The organism is Paenibacillus tyrphae (assembly GCF_000722545.1).
GTDB lineage: Bacteria > Bacillota > Bacilli > Paenibacillales > NBRC-103111 > Paenibacillus_G > Paenibacillus_G tyrfis.
This window is the reverse complement of sequence record NZ_JNVM01000006.1, coordinates 104,221-126,548: the sequence shown is the minus strand read 5'-3', so window position 1 is coordinate 126,548 and position 22,328 is coordinate 104,221. Positions and strand designations below refer to the sequence as shown.

Genomic DNA, 22,328 nt, shown 5'->3' with positions numbered 1-22,328 from the left:
AAAACTTCCACAAGCGTGACGCTTCGCTTTACGGCTCCGGCCGGCGCCGCATCCGTCAAAATGATGCAGTCCGCCAATGGGGGAGCTGCTTGGACGGAAGCAGACACGCAAGGAGCGCTAGGCGCAAGCTCCGTAACGGCAACCGTGTACGGATTGATACCAGGAACGGCGTACAAGTTCAAGCTGAACGTAACGGGCGGACCGTACAACGGAGATTCCAATGCGGTGGATGTGATCACAGCCAATGCCTCCGGTTGGAATATCGAGAAACTGGATGGCATCGGAGCTCCTTCCAGCTCATACGCCTCCGGTACGGTAGCAGGGATTAACTCGATCGATTGGAACTACGTATCGGCACGGACCGATTTGTCGACTTACGTCATTGACGGAAAAGGGATTATGCTGAAAGCGGAACGTACCGGTTCGGGAGCGGCGGCTGCAGGGGAAATCGGTGCATCTAATATTCCGGGCGGAATCGGAAGCTTCTCGGTAAAATTGCTGAAAGGTTTCACGGGAGCCGGGGAACGTAAAGTAGAGCTGTTCATTAATAACGAATCCAAAGGGACGTATACCCTGACACTGGATACGATGGAAACCTTTACGGTCAACAACTTAAATATCCCGGGGAACTTCGACCTCAAACTCAAACATGTCGGCACTCCGACGAACGGTGCCAACGGTGCGCAGATCACCGTAGACGATATTTCTTGGACCGGTTACTCCGGATAATTTCCATCAAACGACAAAAGGCTGCTTCGGAATCAATCCGAAACAGCCTTTTCGTATTGCGCGCGTATTACTCCGCCTCTTGCGCCCATTGCTTCAGCGTACCGTCGCTCGGCAGGAAGAACGTCAGCAGGCCGATGAGCGGCAGGAAGCTGACCAGTTGCATGACGAGCGGCAGATGGAAGGTATCGATCAAGCTGCCAAGGCCTACCGCGCCGAGCGCCCCGAGTCCGAAGGCGAGGCCCGTGATCAGACCGGATACCGTGCCAACCTTGCCGGGGATCAGCTCCTGCGCATAGACGACGGTGACGGAGAAGCTCGACAGGATGATGAAGCCGTTGACCAGCAGGATGACGTAAGTCCAGAACGCATCGGCATAAGGCAGAACCAGAGCCAGTGGGGCCGCGCCGAGCATCGCCAGAAAAATAACGTTCCGGCGCCCGATTTTGTCGGATAGCGGGCCGCCCATAAACGTGCCGAGCGCGCCTGCGGCAGCGAACAGGAAAATGTACATCTGCGCGCGCTCCAGACTGATGCCGAATTTGTCCATCAGGTAAAACGGATAATAAATCGTAATGCCCGCATGGTACCAGGAACGGGCAAAGACGAGAAAGATCAGCATGCATACGGCAAATGCGATCTGCTTCTTGCGGGCCGGGCTCATGGTGCGGGAACCGCTTTTCCGGGCCTGCGGCGGGTTGGCCGCCATATATCCCTGATACCAGCGGGAGATATACAGCTGGACGAGGACGCCCGCCCCGGCCACGACCGTAAACCATAAGGCGCCGAGCTGCCCCAGCGGGGCGAACACGAGCGCCGTCATGACCGAAGCGAGCGATTGCCCGGAGTTGCCGCCCACCTGAAAGATCGACTGGGCCAAGCCGCGGCGGGAGCCTCCGGCCATGTAAGCGACGCGCGAGCCTTCCGGGTGAAAGATGGCGGAGCCGATACCGATCAACAGAACGGACAGCAGAATGAGTCCATAGTTTGGCGCGAGCGACAGCCCCAAGACGCCAAGAAAAGTAAAGCCCATGCCGATCGGCAGCATGTACGGCATCGGCTTGCGGTCCGAATACAAGCCGACAACCGGCTGCATGACGGAGGCGGTCATATTCAAGGCGAATACGATGACGCCGGACTGCATGTAGCTGAGACTCATATTGTCCTTGAGAATGGGCAGGATCGCCGGAATCACCGCTTGTATCGTATCGTTGAACAGATGGACCAGACTGATGGCGAGCAGAATGCGAAAAACCGTCGGCTTGACGTCCGTCCGCGTTGTCTGCTGGACCGCAGGTGCCGGACCGGTTTGGACTTTCATGAGTAAAGACTCCTTCCGTCTGTCAGTATGCGCTAATCCCGGCGCTTAAACGTTCCGAGCGCTTCTCCGACTTTCACCTTGCTTCCAACTTCCAGAGCGGTCTGTGGTTCGAACGTACCGTTCTCCATCAGAAGGACGACCGTCGAGCCGAATTCGAAGTAAGCCAGCTCGTCGCCGCGCTCCAGCCGGTCTGGCAGCGGGACGACGTATTGGATGCTGCTGACGTTCAGCGCGCCGACCTTCACCACGGCGATTTCTCCCGCGTCGTGCTGCATGTAGGTGATGAGCCGTTCGTTGCGGCTAAGTACGCGACGCATGTGACGGAGACCGAATTCGTTGACCGGATACACCTTGCCGGGGACATGCTCCTTCTCAAGAACGTCGCCCGTGACGGGCGAATGAATCCGGTGGTAGTCGGTCGGGCTCAAGTAGAGCACGCAATAGTAGCCGTTCGTATAGTTGATCATCCGGGGGCTCTCATTGAGCAGCTCCTGAATGGTATAGTCCTGTCCTTTGACATTGACGATCAGTCCCTCATGAATCGGCCCGATGCCGGTAATCATGGCATCCACCGGGCTGACCAGCGTGTCTGGCGCTGCGTCAATCGGACGAAGTCCGATTTTGAGCCGGCGGGAAAAAAACTCGTTCAGCGATCCGTATTCGTGAACCGCTTTTTCCGCGTCCTGCACACGGATGCCGTACGTTTTCGCGAAGCGGGGAATTAGTCCGCGGCTGGCACGGGATTTGGCAAAAGCTCCTGTCAGCCTCGACACCGATTTGCGGGAGGAGAGCTCGGTCAGCAGCCGAAAAAACGAAATCTTCATAAGGTTATGGTTCACCTGTTCCTTTTAATATGGAAATGCGGTACAACGCTTATCTTGACATAGAACAAAAGACAAAGCAACAGCCAAACGGGTCCGAAAAAGCAAGAAAAGCTCCCGAAGGAGCCTTCCGTTCAGACGGTCAGGGCATATAAAGCTTCATCCGCAAAAACTTTCGTTGCGGCGCGGTCACGATTGCTCGAAGCGCAGCCCGCACTTCTTGAAATCGCCGCAGGTCAGACACGTCGCCAAATTAACCAGGATCGGGGTGTTTGACCCGGAATATTTAATGCAGTAGACGGGAGTTCGATGCAGCGGATCGGGCGAAATCATGACGCAATAAGAACAATGCTTCACCATATCGGTCGTGATCGTTTCCGTCCCAAGCTGCGATCGAAGCAGTTCCTCCATAGTAAGGCTCCTTTCCTCCGTTGAAGACAGCGCTTCCATCGCTTGCATCCTGCATACGGGGTCAGCAGGCGCGCAAAGGTTCCGGGTAGTACCAAGTAACCTTTATTTTAGCAGAATCCGACAAAGAAGACCATAGTTCGTAAGCATTTCCCAAAAAGGATTGCGGTTTTTCTTCATCGTAAGGTAAATTTCTCCTAGTGATTCTTCAAATTTCGACATGAATACGGTACAAAAGGGCTAAATCCGGAGTGGAACCCGTGGATTGCCGCCGTTTTTGTTGAGAGTAAAGAAAGTTTAACTTCACTAAAGCGCGAAAGCGCATGTAAACTTTCTGCTCGCAAGAAAAGCTTCCTCTAAGACACGAATGTATCTTCCTCGAAAATGCTTCGATAAGAAGCTTTTGTTATTGACAATTTGGTGAACCGTGGTAATATAGGTGTGTCACTAGGGGAGCCGCTTGGGCTGAGATTGGATCGATAGATCCTAGACCCTCTGAACCTGATCTGGTTGATACCAGCGTAGGGAAGTGGAGAGCGTCAGCACGCTTGCATCAAATTGTGCTTACAAGAGCCGCTTCCGTCGTTAACGGGGGCGGCTTTTTTACGTTGATGCGTTGCTATTTCCCGGACAACACTTTCAGTTCTTCGAAGGAGAGGAAACAGATGAAAAAAGGCTTGAAGCTGACCGACATTCTGGTCACCGTCGTCATCGCCGTCGTTTTCGGTATCGTCTACCGGGTATGGGGAGACGTGTACAATCTGGCGTCGGTGCCGGGCATCCAATTGGAGCAATTCGTGTACGGCATGTGGTTTATGGCGTCGACCGCCGCTTTCTTGATCATCCGCAAGCCGGGCGTCGCCTTTTTGGCGGAAGTGGCCGCGGCACTGGCGGAAATGCTGCTTGGCTCACAATTCTCCGTCAGCTCGCTGACGTACGGGATCGCGCAAGGGCTGTGCGCGGAGCTCGTCTTCGCGGCGTTCGGCTATAAACGGTATACTGCGGCCGTTGCCGGTATGGCCGGAATGGCGTCCGGCGCGGGGGCGCTCGTGTTCGACTATTTCAAGAGCTACTTGACCGAATTGCAGCCGTGGAACCTTTCTTTGTATATCGTGCTCCGCTTCGTCGGTTCGTTCCTTATTACTGGACCGCTCGCTTACGCTTTGGTTAAAGCGCTGGAGAAGACCGGCGTCACGCAGCTTGTCCGCCCGGCAAGCCTTGACGATTACCAAGCGCTGGACCGGAAATGAGCGGCGCGGACCGGATCGCGCACGTATCAGGGCTGCGCTTGAAATTTCCCGGCAGTCCGTCGCTGCTATTCGACGGCTTGAGCTTCGGCGCCGACGCAGGGCAGAAGGTGCTGCTGCTCGGGCCAAGCGGCTGCGGCAAATCGACGCTGCTGCAGGTGCTGAGCGGCCTGATTCCGCAAGCGGTCGACGTGCCGGTCAAATATGACAGCATCGGCATTCCGCCGTCCTGGGGCTACTTGTTCCAAGACCCCGACGCGCAGTTCTGCATGCCATATGCGGACGAAGAGCTTGCGTTCGTGCTCGAAAATCTTCAGGTGCCGCGTGAGCAAATGCACCTGCGGATTCGTAGCTGCCTGGAGCAGGTCGGCCTGCGGCTTGAGGAGCTGCACACCCCCATCGCCGCGCTGTCGGGAGGCATGAAGCAGCGGCTCGCCATCGCGTCGCTCCTGGCGCTGGAGCCGGATGTCTGGTTCCTTGACGAACCAACGTCGCTGCTCGACCCGGAAGGCACGACCGAAGTATGGGAAACCGTCAAGCGGGTCGCCCGGGACAAGACGGTGCTCATCGTGGAGCATAAGATCGACGAGATCGTCGATTTCGTCGACCGGGTCGTGCTGTTCGATACGCAGGCGCGCATTCTGGCCGACGGAGAGCCGGGCGCGGTGTTCAGATCGCATAAGCGCGAGCTGCAGGAGTATGGCATCTGGTATCCGGGCGTATGGGAGGACTACGACCGGCGCAATGCTGCCACGCAGCAGAAGCGGATAGAGCCAGCGGCGACGAAGGGGCCGCTGCTCCGACTGGACCGCTTCGCCGGCTATTACGGCCCGGTGAAGAAAATCGAAGCGGCGGCGGCCGAATTGCACGCCGGCGACTGGATCGCCGTCGTCGGAGAGAACGGCGCAGGCAAAAGCACGCTGCTCCAATCGCTGATGCAGCTGCTGCGGACGGAAGGAAGCTACGAGCTGGGCGGCCGTACGGTCCAGGATTTCGACGATGTCGCCGACATGGCGGCTTACGTCTTTCAAAATCCGGAAATGCAGTTTGTCGCGCATACGGTATATGACGAAGTGGCGTTTAATTTCCGCCGGGACGGCGAGCCGGAACCAGCAGTCCGTGCGAAAACGGAGGAGCTGCTGGCGTGGTTTGGCCTTGAGGGCCACCGCAGCCTACATCCGTACCAGCTCTCGCTCGGGCAGAAGCGCCGGCTGAGCGTGGCGGCCGCGACCGTCAAAGCGCAGCGGCTTCTGCTGCTGGATGAGCCGACGTTCGGCCAGGACGCGGCCAATACGTTCGCGCTTCTGGAGAAGCTCGAAGCGTGGCGTCGGGAAGGAACGGCCATTGTCATGGTGACGCATGATCCCGACATTGTCAGCCGCTTCGCCACCCGGGTGTGGGAGGTGCGGCAGGGCGTCCTTGCCGCGGATATGAGCCCCGAAGCTTACGAGGCGCGCCTGCGCCCGGAGCGGCGGACGACATTCGAAGAGGTAGGGAGTTGACGAGACGTGCCGTTGGCCTGGTCGTATCGGGAAACGTGGCTGCACCGCGTCAATCCGAGCTTTAAGCTGCTCGTATCGGTAAGCCTGTTCCTGCTTGTTCTGTTCACGCATGACATCAACGTGCTTGCCAATATTACGTGGATGTATCTGGTGCTGCTCTTTGCCGCCGCCGGACACCCGTGGCGCAGACTGCTGCTGCTGTCTCTGCCGTTTGCGCTGATGTTCGTTTCCTCCTCCACCTCGATGGTGTTTTTCGGAAAAGGAGAGACGACGTGGGTGCGCTGGGGGCTCGTGCATATCACAGAGGAAAGCTTCTTCCGCGGGCTATCCATCGGGCTAAAAACTGTAAATGCCGCGTTGATCGGACTGCTGTTCGGCTTGACGACCAGTCCGGTAGCCTTGTTTTACTCGCTCATGCAGCAGTGCCGGCTCCCGGCGAAATACGCTTACAGCTTCATGGCCGCTTTGCGGCTCATGCCGATGGTGGCGGCGGAATACCGCACTTTGCAGATGGCTCTCAAAGTGCGAGGGGTCAAGATGAGAAAGGGCGTCCGCGGCTGGATCGATACGCTGAAGCGGCATTCGATTCCGCTGCTGGCGCAGAGCATCCGCCGCGCGCAGCGGATTGCGGTCGCGATGGAAGCGAAGCGCTTCTCGTCCGCCGCGAAGCGTACGTATTATTACCGCATCGGATGGTCGGGCAGCGACGGCCTGCTGCTGGCCGTCACGCTGACGGTCTGGGCGGCCGCTTTGCTGCTCGGCTGGCAGTTTCCGTATTTTCCGGTCGGCGACGTACGGTAGTGATGCGGCAATGGTTGGCTTACCGAATATTAAGGAGGCAGATGGGTTATGAAATTTTCCGAACAAGTGCGTCAAGCGGCGGACGCAAGCTGGCAAGCCAGCTTCGAGCATCCGTTCGTCAAGGGAATCGGCGACGGAACGCTGCCGATCGATTGTTTCCGGCATTACGTGCTGAACGACGCGTATTATTTGGCCCAATTCGCCCGCGTGCAAGCGCTCGGCGCGGCGAAAGCGAACGATTTGGCAACCGTTAACCGCATGGCGCATCATGCGCAGGGTACCTATGAGGCGGAGCTGTCCTTGCACGAGAAATTCAGCAAGCTGCTCGGCGTCACCGAGGAGGAAAAAGCGGCGTTCGAGCCTGCGCCCACTTCGTATGCGTACACTTCCCATATGATCCGTGCGGCCTATACCGGTCAGCTCGGCGACATCATCGCCGCGATCCTGCCGTGCTATTGGCTGTATTACGAAATCGGCGAACGGCTGGCGGGCTGCACGCCGGAAGAGCCGATCTACCGCGAATGGATCGCAGCCTACGGCGGCGAATGGTTCCGGGTGCTCGTCGAAGAGCAGATCGCCCGGCTGGATGAGCTGGCGGAGCAGGCGACGGCTCAGGACCGGGAGCGGATGCAGAATCATTTCATTCTCAGCAGCCGGTATGAATACATGTTCTGGGACATGGCTTACCGCAAAGAGACGTGGCCGGTATTATAATTCTTATCGCAAAGGGGCGCACCGCCGAAATACGACGGTGCGCCTCAGGCCGTTGAGAAAGTGGCAAACGAGATAATAGAGGTTACGAAGGGGTGGGGTATCCACTTCCGACCGCTGATGTCATCGGGAAATTTTTATTGAAGCCGCTTGTCAGCGGATATTTCCCGAAGACAAAGGCGGCCGCTATCGCTTCACCAGTGGATAGCCCACCTCCGTATGACTCTCTATTTTTGTTAAAGTCCACTTTCATGATAAAGGCGCACCGCCGAAATATGACGGTGCGCCTTTTGTCGTGCCTGCTGTGCTCATTCAACCGACCGCCGGATTTCACCCAGCATATAGCCGGCAAAATCGGACAGCGACCGCTTGTCGGGCTCCATGTGGCCCGCACTGCCGCCGTACCGCTCCAGGCATAGACGAATGGTCTCCCCGTACTCCGAGGGCAGCGCTTCTAAGCCCCATTCGCCGCCCTCGCGTTTCGAAGAAACGACGCCTTCCTTGAGATAATATAAGACTCTGCACAAATTTAAGACATAATACTCGGGTGCCTCCAGGACGCCTTGGGGTGCGTCCTCTACATCGTGAAGAATGGATTTCACATATAACCGCTTGTCGATAGGCTGCATCATCTCGGGCAGCGGCTTTCCGTATAAAGCGATTCCCCGGTGATAAGTGACCGTAAGGTGTGCCGCCAAGTCCGGATCTTCCTGGTCTCCACAAATATAATTCTCGTCCGTCCGGTACTTGTCCCTGTGCAAAGGGGAATAATGAAATTCAAAAGGGGTAGGATAAACGAACTCGCCCAGAATGCTTTCCAAGATGACGCTCAACTCGATTCCACCTTCGTTCGGCAGCCCGTCGTCGATGGCGAGAAGCTTATTGGCGATTCGCCTGGACGTTTCCGCTGTCACGCTGCGTTTGGCAACAACCAGAAGGTCGATATCGCTTTTGTCCGGCTTAAAGCATCCCATGGCCAAAGAGCCGTGCAAATAAATGCCCGCCAAATTATCGTTCAGCTCTTCTTTAAACAGGTTTGCAATGGTGTCCAATACCGACGTAACAGACATGCTCTCCCTCCTTTACATAATCGTTTGTCTCTCGGCGTCACCCTGCATTGATGCTGACCGGTTCGCTTTTTCGGTACTAATCTCTCCCGGTCAAGACATAGGATAGGTTGACAACGTCTTGGAGGGATGGCCATGAGATATTCCCAGATGACCGCCTGGGACGAACACCGGTTCTGGATCGAAATATTGGAGGATCACGCCTATTTCATGCGCGATTATTTGTCGCCTGCCGAAGAAAAGTGGGTCGATACGGCGCAGGAACATATCGAAGCGTTCCGTGGATTGCGGGAGCGCTTGTACGCCGTCGACCGGGACTTGCCTTACGAATCCCCCGAGATGGCAGAATTCGCCAAGGCCAGCTATTCGACAGCCGTCGGCTATTTTCAATTCGAAGGAAAAATGCAGCATTTGCAGGTGCAAAACCGCGTGAATTTGAACTTGACGCCGACGTTTCTGAACGGGACGCTGAACGAAAATCAGGAATACCTGCGGCTTCTCCTGTACGCTATGCGGGCGGAGCGGCCTCCGGAGCTTTCCCTGGTCGATTTGATGGACCTGTGGCTGGAGGATCAGCTAGGGCATGCCGTGCTGGCGCGCAACGCCTTAGACCCGGTCGAAATTCCCTTATCTTTGAAGGTACATCAAGTCGAGCAGGAATTTCAAGCGCATATCGTCAAAAACAAAGCCATCAAAGGCTATTTGCGATTCACCCCGCCGCTTTTCCCCGTGCAGCGGTCGTTTGCCAAGGAAGTGTCCGAGTCCGTCGTGGTCTTCTACCATCTGATCGAGCATATCCTCGACTTGTACCGGGATTCCCAGCTTTTGAACCGGGCGACGCTCCGTTTCCTGGAGCACCATCTACCGGAAACGTGTTATTTTTTGCGCAAGCTGGCGAACTTTAATATTGCCGTCTTCGAAATCCCGGATTGTCCATTAACGCAGCCGACCTTATGTTAGTCTACGGTGTAACCCCGTGCTTTGGAACGTGATCTTTGGCATCAATCGGATCTTGACATTGGTATATAAACCGCCGGCAGCAAGCTGGCCGGATGATCTTCGATATACTCCTCCAATTCCCCCGTATTCAAGACATGGTCCGTATCGATCTGTCGAATACGGTTTCTTTTTCCTCCAGCGTATCCCTCTTGCGTCGATGACGGGCTGCTTGAATCCTCCCTTATCCTTACAAGTCGCGCAGAAAAAAACAAAAACATACCGTCATCGAACTTCGTCACAGACGGAAGTGAATTCGACATTTTTCGCCTTTTTCGTCCATAAAACGTTCAAGAATCCTTGACTTTCGATGTGACTTAAATCATAGAGCCTTTTGGTCCCAGACCTCTACAATAAGGACATAAGATGTCCCGCACAAGGGGAGGGAATAAGATGGCTAAGCCGCACAACGCCGCATCCCAAATGCATCAAGGGGAAACGCCGGTTGTCAAACAAAAGAACGAAGAGGAAGGCTTGAAAGGTACTTTCGCTTCCGTCATGCTGCTCGGATTGTTTCTGCTGCTGAGTTGGTTCGGGGTCTTCGTATTGTTCATAGTCAGGGGGTAAAACCGTAGACGGGGAACGGAACAGAGATTGAAGGAGTTGAAGGAGCATGCATATTCATCGTTTGGAAAAAATTTGGCTCATTTTCGGGATTTCCATGTTAGTCTTGTTTTTGACGGTCGTCGGTGTGGGAGCGTTTGCATTGGGGATGGAGCCGCCTGGCGATCACCGGCATACGGTAAATCCGGATACGTTGAGTACGACACCACCGTTCGATAAGCCGGGACTTCACCAAATTGGCGACAAAGAGTACGAGGCGATTTTGGTTGCTTTTGCCTTCGGGTACAATCCCGATAAATTGGAAATTCCGGCGGGGTCGAAGGTTCGCTTTCAATTGACCAGTTCCGATGTCGTGCACGGGTTTCAAGTGAACGGAACGACGATCAACTTGATGGCGGTACCGGGTGAGGTGAACCATTTTTCGTATACGTTCGATAAGCCGGGGGAGTACCTGGTACTGTGTAACGAATACTGCGGCGCGGCGCACGAAGTCATGATGATGAAAATCATCGTAAAATAGGCGCGCAAGGTCGTAGAAAGAACCGCAACATCTTATATTGTGAAAATTATCACAATTCGTGAAGGCGGAAGCGGGGCGATTCCTTCGTCGGAATGTCTTGCCCGGTCCGCAATTAAAGGAGCGTATTCCCTATGATTCAAAATCTGAAAAGTTTCGATCGGCGCGATTCGGCTCTGGTGCTCGCCCATATTCTGTTCGCTTTCTTCGCGCTGTTTCTCGGCGGCATTGCCGGCGTTATGCAAGGGCTCGTCCGCGGGGGAATGCTTGCGCTGCCGATGGGCATCGGCTATTACCAACTGCTGACGGCGCACGGCGTCTTGATGGCGCTCATCTTCACCACCTATTTCATCATCGGATTTTTATATGCGGGGGTTGCCCGTACGCTCGGCGGCCGTTTGCTGCCGATTGCCCGCAATCTCGGCTGGCTCGGCTTCGGCCTGATGACGCTCGGAACGGCGATCGCCACGGTTGAGATTTTGCTGAACCGGGCGACGGTGCTGTACACGTTCTATGCTCCGCTTAAAGCATCGCCTGCGTTTTACATCGCGTTAGTGTTCGTCGTCGTCGGGAGCTGGATGAGCGGCTTCGGCATCTTCATCAACTACCGCTATTGGAAAAAAACGCACCGCGGTGAAACGACCCCGATCTTTACGTTTATGGCCGTCGTGACGATGCTGATGTGGATTATCGCAACGCTGGGCGTCGCGATCGAGGTATTGTTCCAGCTTATCCCGTGGTCGCTTGGTTGGGTCGATACGGTCAACGTCGTATTGAGCCGGACGCTGTTCTGGTATTTCGGCCATCCGCTTGTTTACTTCTGGCTATTGCCTGCTTATATGTGCTGGTATGTTGTCATTCCGAAGGTGATCGGCGGCAAAATGTTCAGTGATGCGCTTGCCCGCCTGTCGTTCATCATGTTCCTGCTCTTCTCGATTCCGGTCGGCTTCCACCATCAGCTCATGGAGCCGGGGATCTCGAACGTCTGGAAATTCGTGCAGGTCGTTCTGACGTTCATGGTCGTTATTCCGTCGCTGATGACGGCGTTCTCGTTGTTCGCCTCCTTCGAGATGCACGGCCGCTCCGTCGGTGCGAAAGGACTGTTCGGCTGGCTGAAAAAGCTGCCTTGGAAGGACGTCCGCTTCTTCGCTCCGTTCATGGGGATGCTGATCTTCATCCCGGCCGGAGCCGGGGGATTGATTAACGCGAGCCACGAGTTGAACGCTATCGTTCACAACACGCTGTGGGTAACCGGCCACTTCCATCTGACGGTGGCAACGAGCGTGGCGTTGACCTTCTTCGGCATTACCTATTGGTTGATCCCGGCGATGCTGGGGCGGGAAATGACTCCGCTCATGCACCGGATGGGGATTATCCAAACGATCGTATGGATGGTCGGCATGTTCTTCATGTCGGGCGCGATGCATACGGTCGGTCTGCTTGGATCGCCTCGCCGGACCGCCTTTACCACGTATCAGGACAGCGCGGATGCGGTAGGCTGGATGCCGTACCATGTGGCGATGGCCATCGGCGGCACGATCTTGTTCATCGGCGTCGTCATGATGATCATTAACGTCGTCATGCTGCTCAGCGCGCCGAAAGGGGAAACCGAGTTCCCGATCGCGGAAGCGAGCGAAGCGGCGGAAAAATCGCCGGCCATCTTCGAGCGCTGGGGCGTATGGGTCGGTGTGCTGGTTGTCCTTATTCTTGTAGCTTACTCCGTACCGGTCATGGATATTATTTCGAATGCCAGCGTTGGCTCGAAAGGATTCAAGACCTGGTAATATTCGATACTCTATTCCTCCATTTTCTCTCTTTTGCCTCCGAACGGGCCATGGGCCGGCGGAGGCCCTTTTTTTTGTAGATTATTTTGTAACCTTATGAATGAATTCTAGGATGGCATCATGCATTTGATCTAACGCAGGTTGCTCCACTGGGTAATGACCTCCGTTTTCTAGCATAACTACTTTCACATCTACCTTTTTTATTTTATCTAAGAATGGTGTGCTTAAATGTAACGGTGTCCATCTATCCTGATCAGGTTGCGTTAAAAGAATAGGACATACATCAAAATTTTCTGGTTCCATTGCTGGATGGTAATTGCTGTAACTGTTAATAAATTCCATACTTGCCTTATTGGCAGCAGAAGTTTTATCGCGATTAAATACCTCCATTACTTTCATATCGTTGCATAAAGCGCTCATTTTGGAAGCCGTACTCATCTTCATCTTGAAGTTTCCTAGTCCGATTTTACAAGCAATTCCTACCATTGGACTTCCAACACGACTCATAAAGAGGTTTCTAGCTGTTTCATCACGAACTTGTTGATTTCTTTGATCCAAGAATGTCATACCAATGATTCCTTTTACTTTCTTATTTTTAGCAGCAACATGGTAAGTTTCCATACCACCTGCACTTAAACCATAGAGTACAATGGGTCTGTCATCACGTTGTAATTCATAAACGATATAATCGCATGCTAAATTAACCCAGTCATCGTATTTTACAACCGCACCTTTTCTTACTTTTGTTACTCCATAGGTAGGCATGTCAATAGCAACCGTTTCGAGGCCGTCTTTCGAAAGAGGACCGCCTACAATCATGGACATCTGTCTACCATTTGTACCTACTCCATGAAATAAAATTATTTTAACTGGAGCTTTTTTATTACGGAAGCAATCTAAATGTACCTTGTGTCCTTTCCAGTTCCACCATTCTTCTGTTGGTTGATAATTTTCTGTAAATTGGTAGCTGTTTGGTAAATACTGTTGTATCTCAAGCCATTCTCTTTGTTTACTGTATGTCATTTTATTTCCTCCCTTAAAATTTGGTTCATTTGTTCGAACTCACGAACGTTTTGTGTAAAAAAATTTATTTTTTGTTGATTATTTTTTCGATTGGTCATCGGTTTCCAATGATTGAAGTAGTTGTTTTAATAACTTAATGGAGTGATCAAGAGAAAGAGCATAATATCTTTCCGTAGCACGCTTTTGAACAGTAACTACTTTTGCGTCTAAAAGGTGCTTCAAATGGTGTGAAATAGCTGGTCTAGAAAGAGTAAGACGTTCTGCTATCTGACTTACTGACATTTCTCCTTCATCATAAAGTAGCACCAATATGTCTTGACGATTATGATCCTGCAATATTGAAAAAATAGGTGTACATTCTCTTAATATGTCTATTGTATGTTGACTCATGATCCTTCTCCCTGTCTAATCGTTCGAACGTTTAAACACTTTTTTAGTATAAAACTTCAATACTGTAATTGTCAAATTTTCATACCTCAATCTTTGCAGTATGTGAAGTCGAATCCACCACAAAATCGGAAGACCCCTTTTTTGCGCAAAAAGCCCCACGGTTATCCGCGGGGCTTAACGTGCGATTATCGTTTTGGGTAAAGCGGGTAATCGACGGTGGTAGGAACCTCGATCAGCATGATCCGCAGCGTTTCGCCGTCAGCGGCTTGAAGCGAGACGTTCGTGTCGGCGGCTGCCCCGAGCAGCATGAAATCTTTATGCCGGAACGGAGTGACCGCGTCTTCGGCCGAAGCGTTCGTCCAGGCTCCGTGTCCGCGGACGGCAAGCGCCGTTAACGTATGGCCTGCCGGAATGACGTGCCGGTAGACGGCGCCGGGCTCTAGCGTCAAATCCCACATTTTGGCGTCTGCGACGAGCTCGACCGGCGATCTGTCGCCGATGACCGTTTTGCGTATGAACCCTTCTCCGGCTTCCTCCGGAAACGCCTCATGGTCGAACTGGCGATATGTCGGCTTCCGTTTCAACGCTTCATTCAGCTCCGGCTCGAACCAGATTTGGAAGCCTTCCATATCCGGACCGATAAACCGCTCTTCGTGGGACACGCCCGATCCGGTCTGCATCACCTGCGCGCCGCCGGGCCCGACGACGCTTCGCGTGCCGAGCGAGTCGCCATGCTCCGCTTTGCCGGCAAGAACATACGTGATGATCTCGAACGCTTGATGAGGATGAGACCCGATATAGCCTTCCTCCGCGGCGAAAGCCCACGCCCAATAAAACAGCGGCCCGACCCGCTTAACCACCGACCGTTCGCCGGGAAATCCGATCGGCTTCTGCTCCGTAATCCGGCCTCCGTCAAAGGCTCCGGTTCCTTGCATCGTGGGGGGATAGATCATGATTTGCATCAAAATAACCTCCTAGATAAGAATAGTTTGGTTTTGAAAACATCTCAATATTAAGATATGAGCTGCGGGATCGCCGGAGGCGTCCCGCTATTTGAAGCTTTCCTGCGCCGCGACCCCGAGTTTCTTAAGCAGGCCGATCGCCTGGCGCTTCTCCTCGGCGGTCAAGCCGGCGACCGCGGCTTCGATCGCTTGGCGGTGCTGCGGGAACGCCTCGTCCAGAAAGGCTGTGCCTTTCTCCGTAATTTCGGCGAAGCTGACCCGGCGGTCTTCCGGGCACGGCTTTCGTACGACAAGCCCCTTTTGCTCCAGCTTGTCTACGACATAGGTGATGTTACCGCTTGTCATCAAAATTTTGCCGCCGATCTGCTGCAAAGGCTGGGAGCCCTTATGATACAGCAGCTCCAGCACCGCATATTCGGTCGGATTCAAACCGTACCGGCGGATGTCCCGGTGGGCATGGGCCGTGACCCATTCGCACGCCCTGGAAAGCACAATGAACAAATGCAGCGATTCGTCCCGGTTGTTCTCTGCGTTCAACGTTCGCAACTCCTTTCGCTGCCGCACGATGAGCCTGCAATCAGTATTCCTCATTCCTGAGCGGCAATACATACCTGAGTTAGATTGTTTTAGAATTGGTTATAGGTGACAAATTCTCCGGTCGGCTTGCGGTAGCCGCGCGGCCGTTGTCCCGACACATCTTCTTTGCCGATCGTAATCAACATAGCGGGCACGTAACGGTCTGGAATGTTCAGGACAGCGCGCATCGCATCCGGGTCGAAGCCGATCATCGGGCACGTATCCCAGCCGCGGTCTTTGGCGATCAGCATGAACAGCATGGCCGACAAGCTGGCGTTGCGGATCGCTTCTTCGCGCTTGAACGTTTCGCCGCGGTTTTCATAGAAAGCATTGACGTATTCGACCGTTTGGTCGTATTCCTGCTTGCTCATCACGCCGAGATGGAGGAAGCCTTCGTTGATTTTCGCCGCGTCTTTGTACGCCTCCGTATCGCCCAGCACCAGAATGGCCGCGGAAGCCATCAGCACTTTGTATTGCTTGCTGGCCGCTTCGTGTACTTTCGTTTTTAAGTCCGGGTCTTTGACGACGACGTAATGCGCATGCTGCAAGTTGAAAGCGGAAGGGGCGAATTTGACCAGCCCGAACATCTCTTCAAGCTCTTTGTCCGGGATGTCCGTATTCGGGATGAATTTGGTTGCCGATCTTCGAGATTTTAGCAGGGCTGTAAAGTCGTTCATAGGGAGGACCTCCGTCGATAGTTACTATTTTGTCTTAAATTTAAGATAATACTTTTTAAGATGATTGTCAAGGAAAGCTTTACATGGATTACAATTCAGTTTTATAACGAATAAATATATTGATTTAATATATCTTTTCGATATAATAAAATCAGATAAACCTTTAGGGAGGCATTATGTTTGAATTGTTTATTCTCGGCGAATTGACAGGATCTCCGATGCATGGCTATTTGCTGCACACGATCTTGAACGGAATTATTGGACCTACGCGAAAAATCAGCTGGGGGGTGCTTTATCCGCTCATTCATAGCCTGCTTGCAGATGGGTTGATCGAGCAGGTTCCCGATGAACAACAGGAAGGTGAACGGCAGGGAAGAGGAAAAAAGAAAAAAATGTACAGAATAACGGAGGATGGCAGACGCCGCTTTTTTCGGCTGATGGAAGAACCGATTCCATACTCAACGGATTATGAGTTGCAATTTTATTCCAAGTTTTCGAATTTTGACATGATCAGCAGAGAGCTGCAGTTTTTGATTTTGCACCAGTACAAGGATTACCTGCGATTTGAACTCCGCCATGAGGAAGAACGGGTGGAGTATGTGAGCAAAGACGAAATGATGCCCGATGAGGAACGACAATACAATCTGATCTGGTTCCGGCATCGGTTGGACAAACTCCGTTATGACGAAGAGTGGGTTCTTCAGTTAATCAATAATCTTCGAATAAATGGAGAAGGGATTGAGGGTGAGCGAATTTGGGAGAGTCTAAGCGACGGCTAGCGCTTGGAGCTGTGTACTTCATGACGAAAGGTGATGAATATGGCACGCGTTTTATTTATCAACGGAGGTTCCGAAGGACATATCAATCCAACCCTCGGTGTTGTTCAAGAACTTATCCGTCGTGGCGAAGAGGTAGTTTACTTTATAATGGATCAATTTCGTGATCGCGTCGAGCCAACGGGTGCAGAGGTGATCACGTTCGATGGCGGCAAATTTGTGGAGGCGTTCCTTGCCGGTGGAAGAAGTCCTTGGGGACGAGTGGGTGGACTGTTGCGCACCGCCGACATCGTCATTCCGAGTGTCCTGGAGCAAACAAAAGGAGAACGTTTCGATTACATCATTCATGACTCGATGTTCGGCTGTGGGCGTTTGCTCGCGCAAATACTTGACGTACCGGCAATCAACTCGTGTACGAGTTTTGCCATTCAACAAAACAGCTTTGACAGAATGCAAGATCACCTCGCGCTCCATTTTCCGGTAGATGTGAATGAACGTGCACAACAGGAGTTTCAACAGCTGGTCAGGAGCGTGCAAGCGAAATACAAGGTACAATTGGGCTCCGCCTACGAGGTCTTCTGCAATCCAGCGCCGTTGACCATCGTCTACACGTCGAAACACTTCCAACCCGGTGGAGAAAGCTTCGACGAGACGTACAAGTTCGTAGGGCCGTCTGTCGTGCCGCGCTCGGACGATCATTTTGATTTCTCTCATGTGGACACGGATCGCCTGATTTACATTTCATTCGGCACAGTTTTTAATCAAGCATTGGATTTTTACAAGCTATGCTTTGCGGCGTTCGCCGAAACGGAGTACACCGTGATTCTATCCGTTGGCAGGCAAACCCGGATTGCGGAATTGGGAGACATTCCAGCGAATTTTATCGTCCGCAACTACGTGCCGCAACTCGAAGTACTTCAACGCGCGAAGTTATTTATCACTCACGGAGGCATGAATAGTACCAGTGAAGGTCTTTATTATGGTGTACCGCTGATTGTACTTCCCCAAAGCGCCGACCAACCTATAATAGCGCGACGTGTGGCTGAAATCGGTGCAGGCCTCCATCTGAGTCAAGAAGGGTTAACCGCTGGAGGTCTCAAAGAAGCGGCGGAACGCGCGCTCAAGGATGCATCAATTCGAAAGGTATGCGTTGAAATTGGCGATTCGTTCCGAGCTGCGGGTGGGTATCGTCGAGCCGTCGAGGAGATCTTCGCATATAAACGAAGTCTAGGATTGAATAATTAACATAAGATTTATTTTCAAATGGAGGGAATATACAATGTTCAAGAGTGGCAACGTAGCTGTAATGGTATCTGATTTTAACGTCCCTCCGAAAGAAGTCTCCCACTTCTAAATCTTGCGAAGCTTGATGAAAGTGGGAGATGAATTTCGGTAGGCAAAGCCTAAAGTCTTTTTGTTGCCATATTTTTGTATGATGCGATATAATCAGTCTTAGATAAAAGAAAGGCTATTATATTAATGAAATTAGACAATAATAATCATTCAGTGTTCCTTTTGTATTATCATCTTGTTTTGGTTGTGAAATATCGCAGAAAAGTGATGGATGACACCATATCTGACTATGCGAAAGATATGTTTGTTCGTTTGGGTGAAAACTACAATATATCCTTAGTCGAATGGAATCATGATATGGACCATGTGCATATTTTGTTCAAAGCACACCCGAACACCGAATTGTCAAAGTTCATCAATGCGTATAAAAGCGCAAGTTCGAGATTGGTCAAAAAAGAGTTTCCACAAGTAAGAAAGAAGCTTTGGAAAGAATACTTTTGGTCAAGAAGTTTTTGCTTACTTACAACAGGTGGCGCACCTATGGAAGTAATCAAGAAATATATCGAAAGTCAGGGAATGAAGTGAGGTGACTGGGTATAGCAAACAAGGCCTATAAGTTCCGTTTGTACCCAACGCCGCAACAAGAACAACTGCTTGCAAGAACCTTCGGTTGCGTTCGTTTTGTTTACAACAAAATGTTGGCTGAACGAAAGGAAACCTATGAGCAATTCAAGGATGATCAAGATGCATTGAAGAAACAAAAGTTACCTACACCTGCAAAATACAAGAGTGAGTATCCTTGACTAAAGGAAGTAGACAGCCTTGCGTTAGCAAACGCCCAACTCCATCTGCAAAAGGCATACCAAAACTTCTTTTCCGGACGTGCTGATTTTCCGAAGTTCAAAAGTCGCAAAGCAAGGCAGTCCTATACAACGAACGTGGTCAACGGAAACATCTTGCTCTTTGATGGCTATATCAAATTACCGAAACTGAAACTTGTAAAAATGAAGCAGCATCGAGAAATTCCGTCACATCACATCATCAAGTCTTGTACGGTTTCTCGAACAAAAACAGGAAAACACTATATTTCTATCCTCATCGAATACGAACATCAACCTGTACAAAAAGAAGTACAAGCGGTTGTTGGCTTGGATTTTTCCATGAACGGCTTATTTGTTGATAGCGAAGAGGGTAAGACAGCCAATTCCCTTCGTTTCTATCGACAATCCTTGGAAAAATTAGCAAAGGAACAGCGTATTCTATCACGCAGAAAGAAAGGTTCTAATCGTTGGCATAAGCAACGATTGAACATTGCAAAACTGCACGAAAGAGTAGCAAATCAAAGAAAAGACTTTCTACATAAGGAATCGCACAAATTAGCGAAACGGTATGATTGCGTTGTTATCGAAGATCTCAACATGAAGGGAATGTCACGAACCCTTAACTTCGGCAAAAGCGTTGCCGATAATGCATGGGGCATGTTCACAACATTTCTCCAATACAAGTTAGAGGAGCAAGGGAAAAGGCTCATCAAAATAGATAAGTGGTTTCCATCATCCAAAACATGTTCATGTTGCGGTCGAGTGAAGGAGTCTCTATCTCTTTCTGAGCGTATATTCCACTGCGATTGTGGTTTTGTTGCAGATCGAGACTGGAATGCTTCGATCAATATCAAGCGTGAAGGATTGCGATGTTTAGCATAATCATATATAGAGCATGGAACAGGCTCGATAGCTAAGTCAATTTCGTACCGCTAGGTACGATTACCTTAGAAGCCCCCACCTCTAAGCAAAGCGTAGGTGGCGAGTAGTTCACTAAAGCAGTACAATTTTACTACTATTAAAATTACAACACCAAGTAGAGGGGCATTTTGCACAGGTTGAAGCACCGGGATTGACAATTGGGCTGCTGCATCCTGCCGGAGAACAAGGTTTTCAACAGGGAAAGCCAGAAAGCATTTCGATTGGATTTGAAGTACAAGAGTTAGAGTCAGCAATCGAGGTACTGAAATCTCGTGGTGTTGAATTCCAACATATTGCGGAAAACAATGGAACTCGACTCGCGCACTTCAGTGATCCTGATGGCAATCCTCTTTACTTGATTTGTAATCGTTAAGTCATGTGCATGTTTTATAAGGATGCTGCAAAACTATCGGGCCAAGCGGACGGAAGGGATGGGCAGAAGGCCTTTCGGACTGCCGCTGTAGTTTGGACGGCTGCGGCCTGCGCGCCGGCGCATCAGCTCTTTGTAATAGCTTTTGATCGAATGGCTTCCCTTCAGGCCTTTGTTTTGGAAGCGGATCACGTAGCGGTACCGGACATGCCGGTATACGGTTTTGTCGAAGGAGGGCGGCAGCAGCGGCACGAGATCGTATCGGTTGGCAATGTGGGTGCTGTGTTTAATTCGTCTGTTAAACCGGCGGACAAAATGAGGATTACCGACCTTCGGGGCTCCGAACGTGTAGACTACGGGCTGTTTGAAGGGCGTATGATAGACGAGGTCGAGCGCGCAGAGTGTAACTAGCGAGCCGCCGATGCTGTGGCCGGCCAAATACAGCCTTTTTTGGGGGGAAGCTTTGTTCAAATAACTCATAATTGGACCGCGGAGCGCAGATGCGTACAGCTCCGTGAAACCGCGGTGCGTCAGTCCGGCGTTGCGGACAAAAGGGAACGGAATTTGATCGAACTCCAAATCTTTCTTCATTTCGGATACGGCCGCCGTGCCGCGGAGCGCGATGACGATCGATTGCTTGGACTCGAGAATGAATCCGAGGTATGGAAACTCCTTATTGCCCAAGACGGCGGCCAGCTTATATCCGAGGGGCAGCTCGAACGATCCGTTATTGTTGTACTGCCGGATGGCCTGGTATACGATACCGGCCAGCAGAATGGCCCGGTTGAAAGCTATGGTCATACGACATGCTCCTAACATTGGAATTGGTCGTATAGTGTATTCCGGCACCTCCGGCAGTGAAATGGGAGAGCGAAGCGAGGGCCGTGGGCTAGTCCCTCTTTGGCTCCGCCAAGGGCGGCGCTTCCACCCGGTCTCCCCGGGTCTGCGGGTGCGAGACGACAAGGAACTCAACGTCCCCGGAGGAAACGTTCTTCATCTGATGCGGCACACCCGGCGGTACCTCGCAGCCTTCCTGCGGACCGAGGGTATGGAGCTCGCCGTCCACCTCCAGCTCGGCCGTCCCCGTCAGCACGAAAAACAATTGGCGCGCCTGCTCATGGTAATGCCGGACCTCGGCCGTATGCGGGGGCATCCGCTCGTGAATGACGCTCAGCTCGGGCTGCTGAACCAGATGCCAGCCATCGCACTGGCCGCCCCAAATATAATGCGGTGCATTCGCTTTGCTGATTTTCATGGTTATGGTTTCTCTCCCTCGACTTAAGTTGTCCTGCCGTTCTCCTCCGCCTCATCCAGCCAGCGCCGGCGGTAGCAGTTCATGCCGGCTTGCCCCAGCTCCTCAAGCAGGCCGTAGTTGGCCCATGCTCCCACGACGGCGCCGATGCCGGGGACAAGCTGCAGCAATTTGCGGAAATCGATCGTATCGCGGTATTCCTGCTGCAGCTGCCTCCAATCGATATGCTGGGCGTATGAGTCTGCAGAAGGCAGCGTTTTGGCGGTTTGCGGCCAATTCACGACGGCGCGGTACAGCTCGGGCTTTTTGTTCTGGCTGGAGAAAGCGACCTGAAATACATGCAAAATGTACAAACGTTCGCGATAATCAAGCGTCGAATGCCCGTAAATGTGGGCGAGCTCGAACAAGAACTTCATCTTGATGCCGATCAGGATCGGAAAATCCGCGAGCCCGAGCAAAATTCCTCCAGCTCCCGTCCCCGCGCCTTCCGCCGCTGCCAGTTTTTTGTAAAAGTCGATCAGCTCCTCGGCTTTGTGATCGCGCGACGCCAAGGTCATGCCTTGGAGCGGTTCGCTTTTCGGAATATAGTCCAGGCTGAACAGCGCAGTCTGAACAATGCCTTTGACCGCTGCGGTAATGGCCGTATGCACTTTCTCGGGTATGGCTTGATTGATTCGCGTTTGCAGTGCCCTGGACGTTTTTTCGAACATGCCGGGCGGCTTGAGCAGCTCCTTCTCCCATCCGATCAACTGCTTCCGAATCTGCTGCTCGTATACCGTAAATGAATGATTCATAGAATCCC

General features: G+C 52.2%; 24 protein-coding genes, 1 pseudogene and 1 riboswitch. Of the genes and pseudogenes, 13 read left to right on the top strand and 12 right to left on the bottom strand.

Translation table 11 applies throughout. The features are described 5' to 3' along the window. Window positions 1–796: 796 nt before the first annotated feature. The 3 genes from ET33_RS07585 to ET33_RS07575 form a co-directional block, all read right to left on the bottom strand. Window positions 797–2,047, bottom strand: coding sequence for an MFS transporter (locus tag ET33_RS07585; protein ID WP_036678828.1), 1,251 nt, complete (start codon window positions 2,045–2,047; stop codon window positions 797–799). A gap of 32 nt (window positions 2,048–2,079) precedes the next feature. Beyond that, window positions 2,080–2,871, bottom strand: a complete 792-nt coding sequence (gene asd / locus ET33_RS07580) for an archaetidylserine decarboxylase (RefSeq protein WP_036678825.1) — start codon at window positions 2,869–2,871, stop codon at window positions 2,080–2,082. A 186-nt stretch (window positions 2,872–3,057) separates the two neighbouring features. Further along, window positions 3,058–3,279, bottom strand: coding sequence for a hypothetical protein (locus tag ET33_RS07575; RefSeq protein ID WP_036678822.1), 222 nt, complete (start codon window positions 3,277–3,279; stop codon window positions 3,058–3,060). Between the two features lie 436 nt (window positions 3,280–3,715). Beyond that, window positions 3,716–3,821: riboswitch (TPP riboswitch) on the top strand. 120 nt (window positions 3,822–3,941) lie between these two features. On the opposite strand from ET33_RS07575, the gene ET33_RS07570 reads away from it, so the two are divergent. Genes ET33_RS07570 through tenA form a run of 4 tightly spaced genes read left to right on the top strand, consistent with a single transcriptional unit; the run spans window position 3,942 to window position 7,540 of the window. Beyond that, complete coding sequence (locus ET33_RS07570) at window positions 3,942–4,526, top strand: ECF transporter S component (protein ID WP_036679825.1); 585 nt, start codon at window positions 3,942–3,944, stop codon at window positions 4,524–4,526. Continuing rightward, window positions 4,523–6,025, top strand: a complete 1,503-nt coding sequence (locus ET33_RS07565; RefSeq protein WP_036678819.1) for an ABC transporter ATP-binding protein — start codon at window positions 4,523–4,525, stop codon at window positions 6,023–6,025. The genes ET33_RS07570 and ET33_RS07565 overlap by 4 nt, the downstream gene beginning before the upstream one ends. Window positions 6,026–6,031: 6 nt before the next feature. After that, on the top strand, window positions 6,032–6,826 hold the full coding sequence (locus ET33_RS07560; RefSeq protein ID WP_036678816.1) for an energy-coupling factor transporter transmembrane component T family protein: 795 nt from the start codon (window positions 6,032–6,034) through the stop codon (window positions 6,824–6,826). Between the two features lie 48 nt (window positions 6,827–6,874). Then, window positions 6,875–7,540, top strand: a complete 666-nt coding sequence (gene tenA, locus ET33_RS07555) for a thiaminase II (RefSeq protein ID WP_036678814.1) — start codon at window positions 6,875–6,877, stop codon at window positions 7,538–7,540. Between the two features lie 305 nt (window positions 7,541–7,845). On the opposite strand, the gene ET33_RS07550 is transcribed toward tenA, so the two are convergent. Further along, the gene (locus ET33_RS07550; protein ID WP_036678811.1) at window positions 7,846–8,607 is read right to left on the bottom strand and encodes an aminoglycoside adenylyltransferase domain-containing protein; all 762 of its coding nucleotides are present in this window, start codon (window positions 8,605–8,607) and stop codon (window positions 7,846–7,848) included. Between the two features lie 132 nt (window positions 8,608–8,739). Between ET33_RS07550 and ET33_RS07545 the strand changes: the two genes are divergently transcribed. The 4 genes from ET33_RS07545 (at window position 8,740) to ET33_RS07535 (ending at window position 12,465) form a co-directional block, all read left to right on the top strand. Further along, window positions 8,740–9,564, top strand: a complete 825-nt coding sequence (locus ET33_RS07545) for a DUF2935 domain-containing protein (protein WP_036678808.1) — start codon at window positions 8,740–8,742, stop codon at window positions 9,562–9,564. A 429-nt stretch (window positions 9,565–9,993) separates the two neighbouring features. Continuing rightward, window positions 9,994–10,167: a cytochrome c oxidase subunit 2A gene (locus ET33_RS36980; RefSeq protein ID WP_081890242.1), complete on the top strand. Its 174-nt coding sequence runs from the start codon at window positions 9,994–9,996 to the stop codon at window positions 10,165–10,167. Between the two features lie 46 nt (window positions 10,168–10,213). Then, a complete protein-coding gene (locus ET33_RS07540; protein ID WP_036678805.1) occupies window positions 10,214–10,684 on the top strand; it encodes a cytochrome c oxidase subunit II in 471 nt (156 codons plus the stop codon). A gap of 131 nt (window positions 10,685–10,815) precedes the next feature. Continuing rightward, the gene (locus ET33_RS07535; RefSeq protein WP_036678802.1) at window positions 10,816–12,465 is read left to right on the top strand and encodes a b(o/a)3-type cytochrome-c oxidase subunit 1; all 1,650 of its coding nucleotides are present in this window, start codon (window positions 10,816–10,818) and stop codon (window positions 12,463–12,465) included. An 81-nt stretch (window positions 12,466–12,546) separates the two neighbouring features. Here ET33_RS07535 and ET33_RS07530 read toward each other — a convergent pair whose 3' ends face one another. From ET33_RS07530 to ET33_RS07515, 5 genes are all read right to left on the bottom strand, one after another. Continuing rightward, window positions 12,547–13,488, bottom strand: a complete 942-nt coding sequence (locus tag ET33_RS07530) for an alpha/beta hydrolase (RefSeq protein ID WP_036678801.1) — start codon at window positions 13,486–13,488, stop codon at window positions 12,547–12,549. Window positions 13,489–13,566: 78 nt separating this feature from the next. After that, the gene (locus tag ET33_RS37310) at window positions 13,567–13,878 is read right to left on the bottom strand and encodes an ArsR/SmtB family transcription factor (RefSeq protein ID WP_081890241.1); all 312 of its coding nucleotides are present in this window, start codon (window positions 13,876–13,878) and stop codon (window positions 13,567–13,569) included. Between the two features lie 185 nt (window positions 13,879–14,063). Continuing rightward, the gene (locus tag ET33_RS07525) at window positions 14,064–14,840 is read right to left on the bottom strand and encodes a pirin family protein (RefSeq protein ID WP_036678798.1); all 777 of its coding nucleotides are present in this window, start codon (window positions 14,838–14,840) and stop codon (window positions 14,064–14,066) included. A gap of 87 nt (window positions 14,841–14,927) precedes the next feature. After that, complete coding sequence (locus ET33_RS07520; protein WP_036678795.1) at window positions 14,928–15,377, bottom strand: MarR family winged helix-turn-helix transcriptional regulator; 450 nt, start codon at window positions 15,375–15,377, stop codon at window positions 14,928–14,930. Window positions 15,378–15,466: 89 nt separating this feature from the next. Beyond that, window positions 15,467–16,093, bottom strand: a complete 627-nt coding sequence (locus ET33_RS07515) for a nitroreductase family protein (RefSeq protein ID WP_036678793.1) — start codon at window positions 16,091–16,093, stop codon at window positions 15,467–15,469. A 176-nt stretch (window positions 16,094–16,269) separates the two neighbouring features. Between ET33_RS07515 and ET33_RS07510 the strand changes: the two genes are divergently transcribed. From ET33_RS07510 to ET33_RS37305, 5 genes and pseudogenes are all read left to right on the top strand, one after another. Further along, entirely contained in the window at window positions 16,270–16,872 is a 603-nt protein-coding gene (locus ET33_RS07510) for a PadR family transcriptional regulator (RefSeq protein ID WP_036678790.1), read from the top strand. Between the two features lie 39 nt (window positions 16,873–16,911). Beyond that, on the top strand, window positions 16,912–18,114 hold the full coding sequence (locus ET33_RS07505) for a macrolide family glycosyltransferase (RefSeq protein ID WP_036678786.1): 1,203 nt from the start codon (window positions 16,912–16,914) through the stop codon (window positions 18,112–18,114). A 234-nt stretch (window positions 18,115–18,348) separates the two neighbouring features. Beyond that, a complete protein-coding gene (gene tnpA / locus ET33_RS07500; RefSeq protein WP_036678781.1) occupies window positions 18,349–18,747 on the top strand; it encodes an IS200/IS605 family transposase in 399 nt (132 codons plus the stop codon). 5 nt (window positions 18,748–18,752) lie between these two features. Then, window positions 18,753–19,865 (top strand): annotated as a pseudogene (locus ET33_RS07495) (RNA-guided endonuclease TnpB family protein). A gap of 124 nt (window positions 19,866–19,989) precedes the next feature. Beyond that, window positions 19,990–20,277, top strand: coding sequence for a VOC family protein (locus ET33_RS37305; RefSeq protein WP_327204054.1), 288 nt, complete (start codon window positions 19,990–19,992; stop codon window positions 20,275–20,277). A 33-nt stretch (window positions 20,278–20,310) separates the two neighbouring features. Here ET33_RS37305 and ET33_RS07490 read toward each other — a convergent pair whose 3' ends face one another. From ET33_RS07490 to ET33_RS07480, 3 genes are all read right to left on the bottom strand, one after another. After that, on the bottom strand, window positions 20,311–21,075 hold the full coding sequence (locus tag ET33_RS07490) for a lipase family protein (protein WP_036678777.1): 765 nt from the start codon (window positions 21,073–21,075) through the stop codon (window positions 20,311–20,313). 88 nt (window positions 21,076–21,163) lie between these two features. Next, window positions 21,164–21,529, bottom strand: a complete 366-nt coding sequence (locus ET33_RS07485; protein WP_036678774.1) for a cupin domain-containing protein — start codon at window positions 21,527–21,529, stop codon at window positions 21,164–21,166. Window positions 21,530–21,552: 23 nt separating this feature from the next. Continuing rightward, complete coding sequence (locus ET33_RS07480) at window positions 21,553–22,320, bottom strand: EcsC family protein (protein ID WP_036678770.1); 768 nt, start codon at window positions 22,318–22,320, stop codon at window positions 21,553–21,555. Between the last annotated feature and the right edge of the window lie 8 nt (window positions 22,321–22,328).